Annotated in this window: 12 protein-coding genes and 1 pseudogene; 12 read left to right on the top strand and 1 reads right to left on the bottom strand. The window is 41.1% G+C overall.

Annotated elements, in window-relative coordinates; genetic code table 11:
- A pseudogene (locus AAEZ22_RS17225) lies at positions 1-547 on the bottom strand (signal recognition particle-docking protein FtsY); the annotation flags it as partial.
- Positions 548-754: 207 nt separating this feature from the next.
- Here AAEZ22_RS17225 and rsmD point away from each other — a divergent pair.
- The 12 genes from rsmD to AAEZ22_RS17165 all read left to right on the top strand — a co-directional run.
- Positions 755-1,360: a 16S rRNA (guanine(966)-N(2))-methyltransferase RsmD gene (rsmD, locus tag AAEZ22_RS17220; RefSeq protein ID WP_011327064.1), complete on the top strand. Its 606-nt coding sequence runs from the start codon at positions 755-757 to the stop codon at positions 1,358-1,360.
- 145 nt (positions 1,361-1,505) lie between these two features.
- Complete coding sequence (gene rpsU, locus AAEZ22_RS17215) at positions 1,506-1,721, top strand: 30S ribosomal protein S21 (RefSeq protein ID WP_002957797.1); 216 nt, start codon at positions 1,506-1,508, stop codon at positions 1,719-1,721.
- A gap of 19 nt (positions 1,722-1,740) precedes the next feature.
- Positions 1,741-2,187, top strand: coding sequence for a GatB/YqeY domain-containing protein (locus AAEZ22_RS17210; protein WP_041454325.1), 447 nt, complete (start codon positions 1,741-1,743; stop codon positions 2,185-2,187).
- Between the two features lie 225 nt (positions 2,188-2,412).
- Positions 2,413-4,164, top strand: coding sequence for a DNA primase (gene dnaG, locus AAEZ22_RS17205; RefSeq protein ID WP_011327062.1), 1,752 nt, complete (start codon positions 2,413-2,415; stop codon positions 4,162-4,164).
- Positions 4,165-4,289: 125 nt separating this feature from the next.
- On the top strand, positions 4,290-6,137 hold the full coding sequence (gene rpoD / locus AAEZ22_RS17200) for an RNA polymerase sigma factor RpoD (protein ID WP_011327061.1): 1,848 nt from the start codon (positions 4,290-4,292) through the stop codon (positions 6,135-6,137).
- Positions 6,138-6,218: 81 nt separating this feature from the next.
- Positions 6,219-7,100 carry a 50S ribosomal protein L11 methyltransferase gene (gene prmA / locus AAEZ22_RS17195; RefSeq protein WP_089367657.1) on the top strand — a complete coding sequence of 294 codons (882 nt, stop codon included), beginning with the start codon at positions 6,219-6,221 and terminating at the stop codon, positions 7,098-7,100.
- A 280-nt stretch (positions 7,101-7,380) separates the two neighbouring features.
- Positions 7,381-8,352 carry a tRNA dihydrouridine synthase DusB gene (dusB, locus tag AAEZ22_RS17190; protein WP_172459251.1) on the top strand — a complete coding sequence of 324 codons (972 nt, stop codon included), beginning with the start codon at positions 7,381-7,383 and terminating at the stop codon, positions 8,350-8,352.
- A 19-nt stretch (positions 8,353-8,371) separates the two neighbouring features.
- Positions 8,372-8,662 carry a DNA-binding transcriptional regulator Fis gene (fis, locus tag AAEZ22_RS17185; protein WP_011327058.1) on the top strand — a complete coding sequence of 97 codons (291 nt, stop codon included), beginning with the start codon at positions 8,372-8,374 and terminating at the stop codon, positions 8,660-8,662.
- 473 nt (positions 8,663-9,135) lie between these two features.
- A complete protein-coding gene (gene purH / locus AAEZ22_RS17180; protein WP_011327057.1) occupies positions 9,136-10,722 on the top strand; it encodes a bifunctional phosphoribosylaminoimidazolecarboxamide formyltransferase/IMP cyclohydrolase in 1,587 nt (528 codons plus the stop codon).
- Positions 10,723-10,825: 103 nt separating this feature from the next.
- Entirely contained in the window at positions 10,826-11,650 is an 825-nt protein-coding gene (locus AAEZ22_RS17175) for a class I SAM-dependent methyltransferase (protein WP_352298161.1), read from the top strand.
- A gap of 16 nt (positions 11,651-11,666) precedes the next feature.
- Complete coding sequence (purD, locus tag AAEZ22_RS17170; protein WP_011327055.1) at positions 11,667-12,956, top strand: phosphoribosylamine--glycine ligase; 1,290 nt, start codon at positions 11,667-11,669, stop codon at positions 12,954-12,956.
- A 284-nt stretch (positions 12,957-13,240) separates the two neighbouring features.
- A partial coding sequence (locus tag AAEZ22_RS17165; RefSeq protein ID WP_352298157.1) for a helix-turn-helix domain-containing protein occupies positions 13,241-13,593 on the top strand: 353 nt, incomplete at its 3' end.

The raw sequence follows: 13,593 nt of genomic DNA, 5'->3' as shown, positions 1-13,593 counted from the left end.
ATGCATGAGCATCGGCTTGCTGTTTTGCGAGTAACTCAGCATTGGCTTTTTCAATCGCTAGCTTTTCGGCTTGCTCTCTCTGTGCTTGCTCGGCTGCAAGCTTTTGCTGCTCTAAATTCTCAACTTCTGCTTGCTCTGCTACAATACGTGCTTGCTCTAAACGCTCAGCCTCTGCTTGTTCTGCTGCTGCTTTTTCTTGCTCAAGGCGCATCTGCGCTTCTTGCTCTGCTAAACGCTGCTGTTGCTCTAGCTTTAATGCATGAGCATCGGCTTGCTGTTTTGCGAGTAACTCAGCATTGGCTTTTTCAATCGCTAGCTTTTCGGCTTGCTCTTTTTGGACTTGCTCCGCTGCTATTTTTTCTGCAGCCTCTTGCTCCGCTTTTTCAGCGACCAGTCGCTGTTGCTCTAAATGCTCTGCTTTAGCTTTTTCTGCTGCTAAGCGCGCTTGCTGTTGGTTATCGGCCTCTTGGGCACTTTGTTCCGCTTGTTGTTTTTTATCTGACTTACCAAAACCTAACCAAGACAGTAATTTACTTTTTTTTGCCATACTTGCTAATAACCACTTATAAAAATCTGATAAACTAACGATAATAATAGTATGTGCGTTAACTGCTATTTTAAACTGTTTAAAGGCACAATCTATTGTCTAGGATGCTTATACTACCACTTTTAATGCAGTTGAAAAATAATACGCTATGATATGATTGCAATATTATCTGAGCTAGATAGCAGATACCAATTTTTAGTGAGCTAAATGAGAAAAAAAACAACACAAAATAAAGTAACTAGCAAATCCAGCGATGGCTTTATTAGAGTGATCAGTGGCCAATTTAGAGGCCGAAAGCTGCCCGTTAAAGACGTACAAGGGCTGCGCCCAACAACCGATCGTATAAAAGAAACAGTGTTTAATTGGTTAATGCAAGATACCCGAGAGGCAAATGTGCTCGACTGTTTTGCTGGTTCTGGCGGTTTAGGTTTTGAGGCACTGTCGCGATTTGCTAAAAGCGCTACTTTTGTTGAACTTGACGCTGCCGCAGCAAAGCAAATTGAGCTAAACATTAGCACTTTAAAGCTGCAAAACGCACACGTAAAACATACCAATACACTGGCATTTTTAGAGCAAATTAATAGTAATGAGCCATTTAATCTAGTTTTTGTTGACCCGCCATTTCGTAAAAACTTGGCACAATCGAGCGCTGATTTACTAGAAAACAATCAATGGCTAAGCAGTGACGCTTTAATTTACATTGAGGTAGAAAGCGAGTTAAGCACCTTTACTGCACCAATCAACTGGTTGTTAATTAAAGAAAAAAAGGCTGGGCAAGTTTTTTGTCGTTTGTATCAACGCCAAGTAAATTAACACTGTTTTAGATGCCAGCTTTCTGTTAATATTATCCTTTACATGTGGTGTTGCTTCGGATTACAATACCGCACCATTTTTGAACCACTTGATCAATGTTTGATCAACTTGAGCAACGCTCATAATTTAGGTAGGTGAATTTTTAATGCCAGTAATTAAAGTAAGAGAGAACGAACCGTTTGACGTAGCACTTCGTCGCTTCAAGCGTTCATGTGAAAAAGCAGGAATCCTTTCAGAAGTTCGTCGTCGCGAGCACTATGAAAAACCAACAGCTGAGCGTAAGCGTAAAAAAGCTGCTGCAGTAAAACGTCACATGAAAAAACTTTCTCGTGATAACGCACGTCGCGTTAAATTATACTAATATATTAGGTCTTGTATAAATGAGCCTTTTAATAACGCTAAAAGATGCGCAAAAAGATGCGATGAGAGCCAAAGACAAATTACGTCTTAACCCTATTCGCATGGTACTTGCTGAAGTCATGAAACGTGAAAAAGACGAGCAAATAACATTAGACGACGCAGGTATTACCTCCGTTATAGTGAAGCTTGTTAAACAACGTCGTGACTCTTACACTCAGTACAAAGATGCTGGGCGTGATGATTTAGCTGATATTGAAGCCAATGAAATAGTAGCACTTGAAACTTTCTTACCTCAAAAATTGAGTGAAGAAGAAATAATTGCTCTCATTGATGCGGCTATTGCTGACACTAACGCAGCAGGTATGCAAGACATGGGTAAAGTAATGGGTATAATCAAAAGCAAAGCTGAAGGTCGCGCCGATATGGGCAAAATCTCTGGTTTAATTAAGCAACGATTAACAGCCTAGTACTCCCACATACATTAAGTATGATTGAAGTAAACCGAGCCTAGAGCTCGGTTTCTTTGTTTTTGTATCCGATTTGTGTTCAAATCTACAAACGTGCTATTTGCACCCGCCCTATTTAATAGCAATTAATATATGCGTATAAAATCGTTTGATTTTATTTGTAGGGTTATAAACTTAATCTCGCTTTCATTGTTATTCTAATTATCTCAGGACGTTATTTTACTAATGGCTGGAAAGATCCCACGTAATTTTATAGATGACTTGCTTGCCAGAACCGATATTGTCGACCTGATAGACTCAAAAGTAGGTCTTAAAAAAGCCGGTAAAGACTACCAAGCTTGCTGCCCATTTCATAACGAAAAATCGCCTTCGTTCACCGTTTCCCAAGATAAACAGTTTTATCACTGCTTTGGCTGTGGCGTTAACGGCAATGCTATTTCGTTTGTTATGGAATACGAAAAACTTGAGTTTGTTGATGCTATTGAAGAGCTTGCAAGTTTACTTAATTTAGAAGTTCCCCGTGAGCAAGGTAGCGGTTCTGCACCTGAGCGTACTGCAGCGCAAAAACGCTCTGATTACGATTTAATGCTCCATACTGCAAGGTTTTATCAACACCAGTTAAAGCACCATAGTAATTCTGCCGCTGTTATTGAATATGTTAAAGGCCGGGGCTTAAGCGGCGAAATAGTTAAAAAGTTCATGATAGGTTATGCACCAAGTGAATGGGATGGTTTGTGCCTACAGCTTGGCCGTAACAAAGAACAAAAAGAGCAATTGGTAGAGCTAAAACTCGCCTCAGAAAAAACACCTGGCAGACAGTTTGACTTTTTTCGCGATCGTTTAATGTTCCCTATTCGCGATAAACGTGGCCGCGTTGTTGCCTTTGGTGGGCGCGTAATGCAAGCCGATCAAGGCCCTAAATATTTAAACTCGCCAGAGACACGTATTTTTCATAAAGGCTTTGAACTCTATGGTTTATATGAAGCTAAACAAGCACATAAAAAGCTCGACCATGTACTGATTGTTGAAGGTTATATGGATGTGGTGGCGCTGGCAGAGCAAGGTATTGAATATGCCGTTGCAGCACTTGGGACAGCAACAACCAGTGAGCATATGCACACTCTATTTAGAACAACAGATAAAGTAATTTGTTGTTACGATGGTGACCGTGCAGGGCGTGATGCAGCTTGGCGTGCGCTCGAAAACGCACTGCCTTATTTAAATGATGGTAAAGCATTAAACTTTGTATTTTTACCCGACGGCGAAGACCCCGATTCCTTAGTACAAGCCGAAGGTAAAGATAAGTTTGAACAAAGATTAAATGCAGCCGATGATTTCACTAAAGTGTTATTCAATAAGCTCAGCCTTGAAATAGATTTAACGCTTGATTCGGGTAAAGCCAAGTTACTTAGTGCCGCATTGCCATTAATTGAAAAAATTCCTAGTGAGTTTTATCAAGAAAATATTCTTGAGCAGCTCGGGCGATTAATTGGCCGTACTCGTGAGCAGCTTAATAATCGCTTAAAAACCCCCAAGCAACAGCATTCTATTGAGCGAAAATTTAAAATAACCCCCATGCGCCAAGCAATCGGTATTTTAATTCAACACCCGCAAATGGCGAAAAGCGTGCCCTATTTGCCCGATTTAGCACAAATGAATATTGCCGGCATTGGTTTGCTACTACGGTTACAACATCAAGCGTTGCAAAAAGAAGATGTTACCACAGCGCAGTTGCTCGAATTTTTTAGAGGCACTGACGATTATGACCCGCTAACTAAGCTGGCAACGTGGCAACATCAAATAAATGAAGAGCGTTTAGAGACTGTTTTTCAAAATACTTTTAAATTTATTGAAGATCAGTGTTTAAATTATCGACTAGAGACCCTATTAATAAAGGATAAGACGCAAGGTCTAAATAGCGATGAAAGACTTGAATGTCATTTGTTAATGACAGCGTTAAAAGCGACTAACAGCTAGTCAAATTTGATTTAAACTGTTATACTACGCTATTCACTGCGTCACATTATTCTAGTTTAGCTTTAAGGCAAACTACATGATGGCGCCTGTTGTATCAACTTATCAGAGTGGAAGAAAAAATCTCTATGGATCCAACTCCTCAGTCACAATTAAAACTTCTGATTCTAAAAGGTAAAGAGCAAGGCTACTTAACTTTTGCAGAAGTAAATGATCACCTTCCACAAGATATTATAGACTCAGATCAAGTAGAAGATATCATTAGCATGATTAATGACATGGGTATCAAGGTTAGCGAAAACGCGCCAGATGCCGATGAACTAATGATGCAAGAAACAACGACAGACGAAGACGCAGCTGAAGCTGCCGCTGCAGCCCTTGCGACCGTAGAAAAAGAGATCGGCCGCACAACGGATCCGGTACGCATGTACATGCGTGAAATGGGTACTGTTGAACTTCTGACCCGTGAAGGCGAAATTGTAATCGCTAAGCGTATTGAAGAAGGCATTAACCAAGTACAAATTTCGGTTGCTGAATACCCTGAAGCAATTACTTACCTACTCGAGCAGTGGGATAAGTTTGAAGCAGAAGAAATGCGCCTTAGCGATATTATCGTTGGCTTTATTGATCCTAATGAAGATACAGCGCCAATTTCAGCAACTAATATTGGTTCAGAATTAAGTGCTAAGCAACTTAATGATGACGATAAAGACGATGACGACAGCGACGAAGATGATGAAGACGAAGAAGAAGTAGACACAGGGCCAGATCCTGAAGAAGCACGTGTTCATTTTGAAAATTTACGTGATTTATATAATAAAGCACGTGAAACGTTTGAAGCTAAAGGTCGCTCGCACCCAGATTCTCTTGCCGCTATATTTGAAATTGGTGAGTTATTCAAAACCTTTAAATTAATACCTAAGCAATTTGATCGCATGGTTAATAACATGCGTGAAATGATGGACAGAGTTCGCGTTCAAGAACGTCTTATCATGAAACAAGCAGTACAAATTGCTAAGTTACCAAAGAAAACGTTTGTTAAGCACTTTGCTAATAACGAAACGGATGCAACTTGGGTTGATTTAGAAATTGCAGCTAACGAAAAGTACTCGGCAAAACTTGAAGAAGTTAAGCCTGAGATCATTCGTAGTCTTAATAAGTTACGTGTTATTGAAAGTAGCACTGGCTTAAATATTGAGCGTATAAAAGACATAAACCGTCGTATGAGTATTGGTGAAGCTAAAGCTCGCCGTGCGAAAAAAGAGATGGTTGAAGCTAACTTACGTTTGGTAATTTCAATTGCTAAAAAATATACAAACCGTGGTTTACAGTTCTTGGATTTAATTCAAGAAGGTAATATTGGTTTGATGAAAGCCGTTGATAAGTTTGAATATCGCCGTGGTTATAAGTTTTCGACTTATGCTACGTGGTGGATACGCCAAGCAATTACGCGCTCTATTGCTGACCAAGCAAGAACGATCCGTATTCCGGTACATATGATTGAAACGATTAATAAACTTAACCGTATTTCACGTCAAATGTTACAAGAAATGGGCCGTGAGCCAAATCCAGAAGAATTAGCTGAACGCATGATGATGCCTGAAGACAAAGTTCGTAAGGTACTTAAAATTGCTAAAGAGCCAATTTCGATGGAAACACCGATTGGTGATGATGAAGATTCGCATTTAGGTGACTTTATCGAAGATACGACCATTGATTCGCCAATTGATTCGGCAACTATGGAGTCGCTTCGTGGCGCAACTAACGACGTACTTGCTGGCCTAACAGCCCGTGAAGCTAAAGTACTGCGTATGCGTTTTGGTATTGATATGAATACCGACCACACCTTAGAAGAAGTAGGTAAGCAGTTTGACGTAACACGTGAACGTATTCGTCAAATAGAAGCAAAGGCACTGCGTAAATTACGTCACCCTTCTCGCTCTGATTTACTGAAAAGCTTTTTAGACGCTAAATAATAAGCGGCTAATACATATTAAAACTAAAAAGGCCGCTCTTGCGGCCTTTTTTCTATTTACCCCCTTTATCTGGAAATAAACATGGCTTGGATCCAAATTCGTATTAACGCCAACGCTGATAACGCTGATTTAATTAGTGATCTACTAGTTGAAGCTGGTAGTGCATCGGTTACTTTTATTGACGCCAAAGACACGCCTATCTATGAGCCTAAAATAGGCACTGTGCAATTTTGGGCCGATACTACGGTAATAGGCTTATTTGATGCTAATCACGATATGGATAGCGTTGTAGCGCTGTTAAACGCAGATAAATCAGTTGCGCAAAATCTAACATATAAAATAGAACAACTTGAAGACAAAGATTGGGAACGTGAGTGGATGGATAACTTTCACCCAATCCAATTTGGCGAAAGACTTTGGATTTGCCCAAGCTGGCGCGATATTCCTGATCCAGATGCAGTAAACGTATTACTCGACCCAGGCCTTGCATTTGGTACTGGCACTCACGCGACTACCGCATTGTGTTTAAAATGGCTTGAAAGCCAAGATTTAACCGGTAAAACCGTGGTTGATTTTGGTTGTGGCTCGGGCATTTTGGGCATTGCTGCTATTAAACTTGGCGCAGAGCGCATGATTGGTATAGATATAGACCCACAAGCACTAGAAGCGAGCTTAGATAATGCTAACCGTAATGGTGTTGCCGACAAATTAGAAGTATACCTGCCAGAAAACCAACCTGAATTTAGTGCCGATATAGTCGTTGCTAATATTTTAGCGCAACCGTTACGTGAACTACATAGTGTTATTTTAGGGTTATTAAAACCCGGTGGCAAAATAGCTATGTCGGGAATTTTAACCGAGCAAGCGCAATCGGTTGCCGATGTTTATGCCCCCTTTATTGAGCTGGACGACATTGCTATTGAAGGTGATTGGACCCGTGTAAGTGGCACTAAAAAAGCATAAGCACTGCCCAACGCTATTTAGAGCTTTTACTTAAAACAAGCATCTGAAGCCTGTATTTAACAGGCTTTACCATTTATTTACAAAATAAAATTTATCTCTATTTTATACTAAAAATAAAAGCTGCTTAAATTTCAAACAAATAAACCGCTTTGTCATACGGTTATCAAATGTCAATACGAAAAGGGCAAAAAAAAGTTACTTTTGTTCAATTTATAGCCTTTGATTTTTGCTAAAAAAACCGTAAACTTAGCGCCCCTTGAAAAGAGGCCTATTGAATATAGTGCGTATCGGTAAATACCAACTTGAGAATAACGTAATTGTCGCGCCTATGGCCGGTATTACAGATAGACCATTTAGACAACTTTGTCGCCGCTTAGGTGCGGGGCTTGCTGTGTCTGAAATGTTATCATCGAATCCTGATGTTTGGAAAACCGAAAAATCGATGAACCGTATGGATCACAGCGGTGAGTCGGGAATACGCGCGGTGCAAATTGCAGGAGCTGATCCTGAACTTATGGCACAGGCCGCACAATTCAATGTTGCTAATGGTGCACAAATCATAGATATCAATATGGGGTGCCCAGCAAAAAAAGTGAACAAGAAACTCGCTGGCTCTGCTTTATTACAGTTTCCTGAACTTGTGGAAGAGATTATTGATGCAGTCGTTAATGCTGTTGATATACCTGTAACACTTAAAATCCGTACTGGATGGGATCTGGATAACCGTAATGGTGTAGAGATTGCGAGAATAGCTGAACGTTATGGCATAGCGTCACTTGCCGTACATGGGCGCACACGCGCATGTATGTACAAGGGTGAAGCTGAGTACGCCACGATTAGGGACATTAAACGTTCGGTGTCGATTCCTGTGGTTGCAAACGGTGATATTACATCACCAGAAAAAGCAAAGCAGGTATTAGATTATACGGGTGCAGATGCCATTATGATTGGCCGAGCCGCCCAAGGTCGCCCTTGGATATTTAGGGAGATAGACCACTATTTGCGAACCGGAGAGCATTTACAGCCACCTGCTATTGCAGAGGTGCGCAGTATTTTAATGGAGCATTTAACTAATCTCCATACGTTTTACGGTGAGCCAATGGGAGCGCGAATTGCTCGTAAGCATGTATCTTGGTATTTGCAAACCCATGACCGTGATGGTCAGTTTAGGCGAGTATTTAATACGATCGACAACCCACTTACACAAGTTGACGTATTAGAGCAATACTTTAAAACACTAGCAGCTAACTAAGAAAGAAAGAGATTAAATAATGTTCGAACAAAACGTGACTTCTCCATTTATCACTAACCCTCATGTTCAGGCACACGAGAAACCGCAGCCATTACGTGACGCAGTAAAGAAAGCTGTTCACCACTATTTAAAGCAGCTTAACGGTCAAGATGTGCAAGACGTTTACGACCTTGTTCTTTCAGAGCTAGAAGCGCCATTACTGGAAGAAGTAATGACGTATACACGTGGTAACCAAACACGTGCAGCAATTTTACTAGGTATCAACCGTGGTACTTTACGTAAAAAGCTTAAAAAATACGGCATGAACTAATACTTTTTGTATTGACTGGTAAGCATGCTTACTAAGCCAATACATAGGGTATAAATTAATAGCTATTTATGGCCGTTAATTTATATAAAAGCACCTTAGGGTGCTTTTTTTATGCCTGCTATTTAACCTGATTTCCAGCTAGTAAACCTATCTTTAGCAGCTATTTTCAACGCACTGAGTTAGTTATTTAATAAGCTAAAATGCTCATGTTTTAGTTGGTTGGTGTCACTAAGCGTTAGTATTATTCATGTAGATTGGCGTTACCTTTTAAGCATAATTTAGGTTAAGTACTCAATTATGCTAGTAATAAATGCATAACATAAGGTTTAACCTTAGTTAATCCATAAGGAGCTGCATTATTGCTACAAGTGCTAATTGCAAAATGCTCACCCTTAATAAGTCGTTTTTTGAGTTGTTATCAGTTAAAATGCCCGCTTCTAAGCTAGCTCATAAACTGAGGAAATCAAACTACAATGGATACACATCGTCCCATTCGTCGCGCACTATTAAGTGTGTCTGATAAAACCGGTATAGTTGAATTTGCCCGCGCATTAGAAGCGCAAGGTGTTGATATTTTATCAACTGGCGGTACCTGTAAACTACTTGCTGATAACGGCATAAAAGTCACTGAAGTATCAGATCACACTGGTCACCCAGAAATCATGGATGGCCGCGTAAAAACACTTCATCCAAAAATTCACGGCGGCATTTTAGCGCGTCGCGGACAAGATGAAAGCGTAATGGCAGAAAACAATATTTCTGCTATCGACATTGTTGTAGTTAACTTATACCCCTTTGCGAATACTGTCGCTCAAGAAAACTGCAGCCTTGAAGATGCTATTGAAAACATAGATATTGGCGGCCCGACTATGGTTCGCGCAGCGGCTAAAAATCATAAAGACGTTACTATTGTGGTAAACGCCAGCGACTACGACCGCGTGATCAGCGAAATGCAAAGCAACAAGGGTTCTACTACCTATAAAACCCGTTTTGACCTTGCTATAGCAGCCTACGAGCACACCGCTCAGTACGATGGCATGATTGCTAATTACTTCGGTAAAATGGTTCCTGATTACACCGAGGAAGCCGCCGAAGATACTAAGTTCCCACGCACTATCAATATGCAGTTCACTAAAAAGCAAGATATGCGCTACGGCGAAAACTCGCATCAAGACGCGGCTTTTTATGTTGAAAACGACATTGTTGAAGCTTCAGTAGCAACAGCAACTCAGCTGCAAGGTAAAGCGTTATCTTTCAACAACATTGCTGATACCGATGCTGCGCTTGAGTGTGTTAAAGAATTTGACGTACCAGCCTGTGTAATCGTAAAACATGCAAACCCATGTGGCGTGTCTATCGGGAGCAATATTCTTGAAGCATATGAACGTGCTTTTAAAACCGACCCTACGTCGGCATTTGGTGGCATTATTGCCTTTAACCAAGAGTTAGATGCAGCAACCGCAGAAGCAATTGTTGAGCGTCAATTTGTGGAAGTAATTATTGCTCCTAGCGTATCTGATGCTGCAGCAAAAATTGTTTCGGCTAAACAAAACGTACGTTTATTAGTATGTGGACAGTGGACAGATAAAGCCGCAGGACAAGACATTAAACGCGTTAATGGCGGTATTTTAGTGCAAGACCGCGACTTAGGCATGGTAACGCAAGGCGATTTAAAAGTTGTATCTAAGCGTCAACCTACTGAGCAAGAGCTTAAAGACTTATTATTTTGCTGGAAAGTAGCTAAATTTGTTAAATCTAACGCCATTGTATATGCCCGTGACGGTATGACAATCGGTGTAGGCGCGGGCCAAATGAGCCGCGTTTACTCGGCTAAAATTGCTGGTATTAAAGCAGCAGATGAAAACCTTGAAGTTAAAGGTTCAGTTATGGCATCGGATGCATTCTTCCCATTTCGTGATGGTATTGACGCAGCTGCAGCCGCTGGCATAACGGCAGTAATTCAGCCAGGTGGCTCAATGCGTGATGCAGAAGTGATTGCCGCAGCAGACGAAGCTGGCATGGCAATGGTACTTACTGGTATGCGCCACTTCCGCCACTAATCACTTATAGAGCTAAACACTGAAGTTTGAGTTTAGCTCTGTTTGTTTGCAATCAATTAACGTATTCTGATTGTTCATTAAACTAACAGTGAAGAATAAAATGATGAAATTTGCTTTAAAATCTATACTTGTCGCCACTATTGCGCTTAGCTCTGCAGCAAGCTTGGCTCATAACCACAGTGAAAACTCATTAGTTGCTAATGCACTTAACGATGAGCAGCGCGCTGCTAAAAACAGTGAGCGTGACAAGTTTCGTCATCCAGCACAAACGCTGGCATTTTTTGGCTTAAAGCCGAATATGAGCGTGGTAGAAATATCGCCCGGTGGTGGTTGGTACAGCGAAATTTTAGCGCCTGTACTCAAAGATAATGGCAAATTTTACGCCGCGCATTTTCCAAAAGATGCGACTGGCTTTTATCAGCGTTCTCGCTCTGAGTTTGAACAAAAAGTAACGCAAGACCCACGCTTTAGTAAAGTAATAGTAACTGAGTTTGCTCCTGTTACTCACACCGAACTTGCCCCTGCAAATAGCGCCGATATGATACTTACCTTTAGAAATGTGCATAACTGGTATATGGGTAAAAATAAAGACGGCGCACTTAGTGCGTTTAAATCTTTTTATACCGCGCTCAAGCCAGGTGGCACCTTAGGTGTAGTAGAGCATAGATTGCCTGAAGCACGCGCCGATGACGATCAAAAAAGCAGTGGTTACATGAAGCAAAGCTACGTAATTGAAATAGCTAAACAAGCTGGGTTTGAATTAGTTGCTAGTAGTGAAATAAATGCTAACCCAAAAGATACAGCCGATCACCCTAAAGGGGTATGGACGCTACCACCAAGCTTACGTTTAGGCGAGCAAGATGCCGATAAATATAAAGCCATTGGTGAAAGTGACCGCATGACGCTGAAATTTAAAAAACCGCTTTAAATAGGAATTTTTCGCCATGAATGTTTTAGTCATTGGCAGCGGCGGCCGCGAACACGCTCTTGCGTTTAAAGCCGCTCAAAACACCAAAGTAAACACAGTATTTGTAGCCCCTGGTAATGCGGGCACTGCACTTGAGCCAAAACTTGAGAACGTTGCAATAAATGTTGACGACTTAGACGGTTTACTTCAGTTTGCACAACAAAATAATGTTGAGCTTACTATTGTAGGCCCTGAGATCCCGTTAGTATTAGGTGTGGTTGATAAGTTTCGTGAACACGGCCTAGCTATATTTGGCCCAACAGCGGGCGCAGCTCAGCTTGAAGGCTCAAAGTCGTTTACTAAAGACTTTTTAGCGCGTCACAATATCCCTAGTGGCGATTACCAAACCTTTGAACAGGTTGCCCCTGCCCTTGCTTATTTAAAAGAAAAAGGCGCGCCAATTGTAATCAAAGCAGATGGTTTAGCCGCAGGTAAAGGCGTTATTGTTGCGATGACTGAAGCCGAGGCTGAAGATGCTATTCGTGACATGCTTGCGGGTAATGCTTTTGGTGATGCTGGTAGCCGCGTAGTTATCGAAGAGTTTTTAGAAGGTGAAGAAGCGTCTTTCATTGTGATGGTAGATGGCAAAAACGTATTACCATTTGCCACTAGCCAAGATCATAAACGCGCTTACAATGGCGATGCTGGCCCTAACACTGGCGGTATGGGTGCTTATTCACCTGCGCCAGTAGTTACCGATGAAATTCATCAGCGTATTATGAACGAAGTGATTTACCCAACGGTAGAGGGCATGGCGAGCGAGGGTCATCCGTACACAGGCTTTTTATACGCTGGCTTAATGATAGATACCGATGGCACGCCAAAAGTAATTGAGTATAACTGTCGTTTTGGCGACCCGGAAACTCAACCTATGATGCTACGGTTGCAATCAGACTTAGTCGAGTTAATTGAAGCGGCTAATCGTGTTGAACTGGATAAAACCACCATTGAGTTTGATCCACGTGCAGCCGTTGGTGTAGTACTGGCCGCTAAAGGCTATCCTGGTGATTATCCTAAAGGCGATGTTATATCGGGTTTACAGGTTGACTACCCTGCTGGCGAAAAAGTATTTCATGCTGGTACTAAACAAAACGGTAATGACGTAGTAACTGCGGGCGGACGTGTATTATGTGCCACCGCACTGGGTAATACCGTAACCGAAGCGCAGCAACGCGCTTACGAGCTAATAAAGCAACTCAGCTGGGATGGCATGGAATATCGTACTGATATTGCATATCGTGCTATTGCGAGAGAGCAAAATAGTTAAATATAACCTATTGGTTAATATTACTATTAAATGTAAACATCAAAAGCGCAGCTTGTCTGCGCTTTTTTAGTGCTACACTATTTGAAAGGATCAAAAAAAGCACAGCATAATTTGGAATTTAAAACGTTACGTTATCATGCGCTAGCCGCAGCAATACTTATATTAATATTTTTTATCAACTTTTGCCGTAAAACACCGCTCCTTTAGGTCGGTGATATAAGGCAATAGTCGCGAAGCGACTAAGTGGGTTGTTCCTTTTTAATCATACTGTATATAATAACAGTATGGTTATTCGCAAAGCTTATAAATTTCGTTTAAAAACAACACCCGATATTAACGCTAAAATGGCGCAATATGCGGGAAATTGTCGATTCTTGTGGAATAAAGCCTTAGCGATTAACTTATTTAAGTTACAGAATAAACAAAAAATTTGCTACTACCAAGAGTTGGATTTCTTTTCCAAACTTTGGAAAAAAAGCGAGGAGTATGGCTTTTTAACACTATCGCCCGCACAAACTATCCAACAAACATTAAAACAGCTTGAACGCGCCTTTAAAGACGCATTCGATAAAAACCAACCACTCAAACGGATGCCTACTTTTAAGAAAAAAGGAGAGGTGAATAGCTTTAGTTTTCC

The sequence above is a fragment of the Pseudoalteromonas sp. 20-MNA-CIBAN-0454 genome, assembly GCF_040308685.1.
GTDB classification, from domain to species: Bacteria; Pseudomonadota; Gammaproteobacteria; order Enterobacterales; family Alteromonadaceae; genus Pseudoalteromonas; species Pseudoalteromonas nigrifaciens.
The sequence above is the reverse complement of the archived record's forward strand: the minus strand, read 5'-3'. Positions and strand labels throughout refer to the sequence as shown.

Bases quoted from the DNA above. Each gene is read 5' to 3' on its own strand.
- rsmD (WP_011327064.1), top strand. From the start codon at position 755: ATGAGAAAAAAAACAACACAAAATAAAGTAACTAGCAAATCCAGCGAT.
- rpsU (WP_002957797.1), top strand. From the start codon at position 1,506: ATGCCAGTAATTAAAGTAAGAGAGAACGAACCGTTTGACGTAGCACTT.
- AAEZ22_RS17210 (WP_041454325.1), top strand. From the start codon at position 1,741: ATGAGCCTTTTAATAACGCTAAAAGATGCGCAAAAAGATGCGATGAGA.
- dnaG (WP_011327062.1), top strand. From the start codon at position 2,413: ATGGCTGGAAAGATCCCACGTAATTTTATAGATGACTTGCTTGCCAGA.
- rpoD (WP_011327061.1), top strand. From the start codon at position 4,290: ATGGATCCAACTCCTCAGTCACAATTAAAACTTCTGATTCTAAAAGGT.
- prmA (WP_089367657.1), top strand. From the start codon at position 6,219: ATGGCTTGGATCCAAATTCGTATTAACGCCAACGCTGATAACGCTGAT.
- fis (WP_011327058.1), top strand. From the start codon at position 8,372: ATGTTCGAACAAAACGTGACTTCTCCATTTATCACTAACCCTCATGTT.
- purH (WP_011327057.1), top strand. From the start codon at position 9,136: ATGGATACACATCGTCCCATTCGTCGCGCACTATTAAGTGTGTCTGAT.
- AAEZ22_RS17175 (WP_352298161.1), top strand. From the start codon at position 10,826: ATGAAATTTGCTTTAAAATCTATACTTGTCGCCACTATTGCGCTTAGC.
- purD (WP_011327055.1), top strand. From the start codon at position 11,667: ATGAATGTTTTAGTCATTGGCAGCGGCGGCCGCGAACACGCTCTTGCG.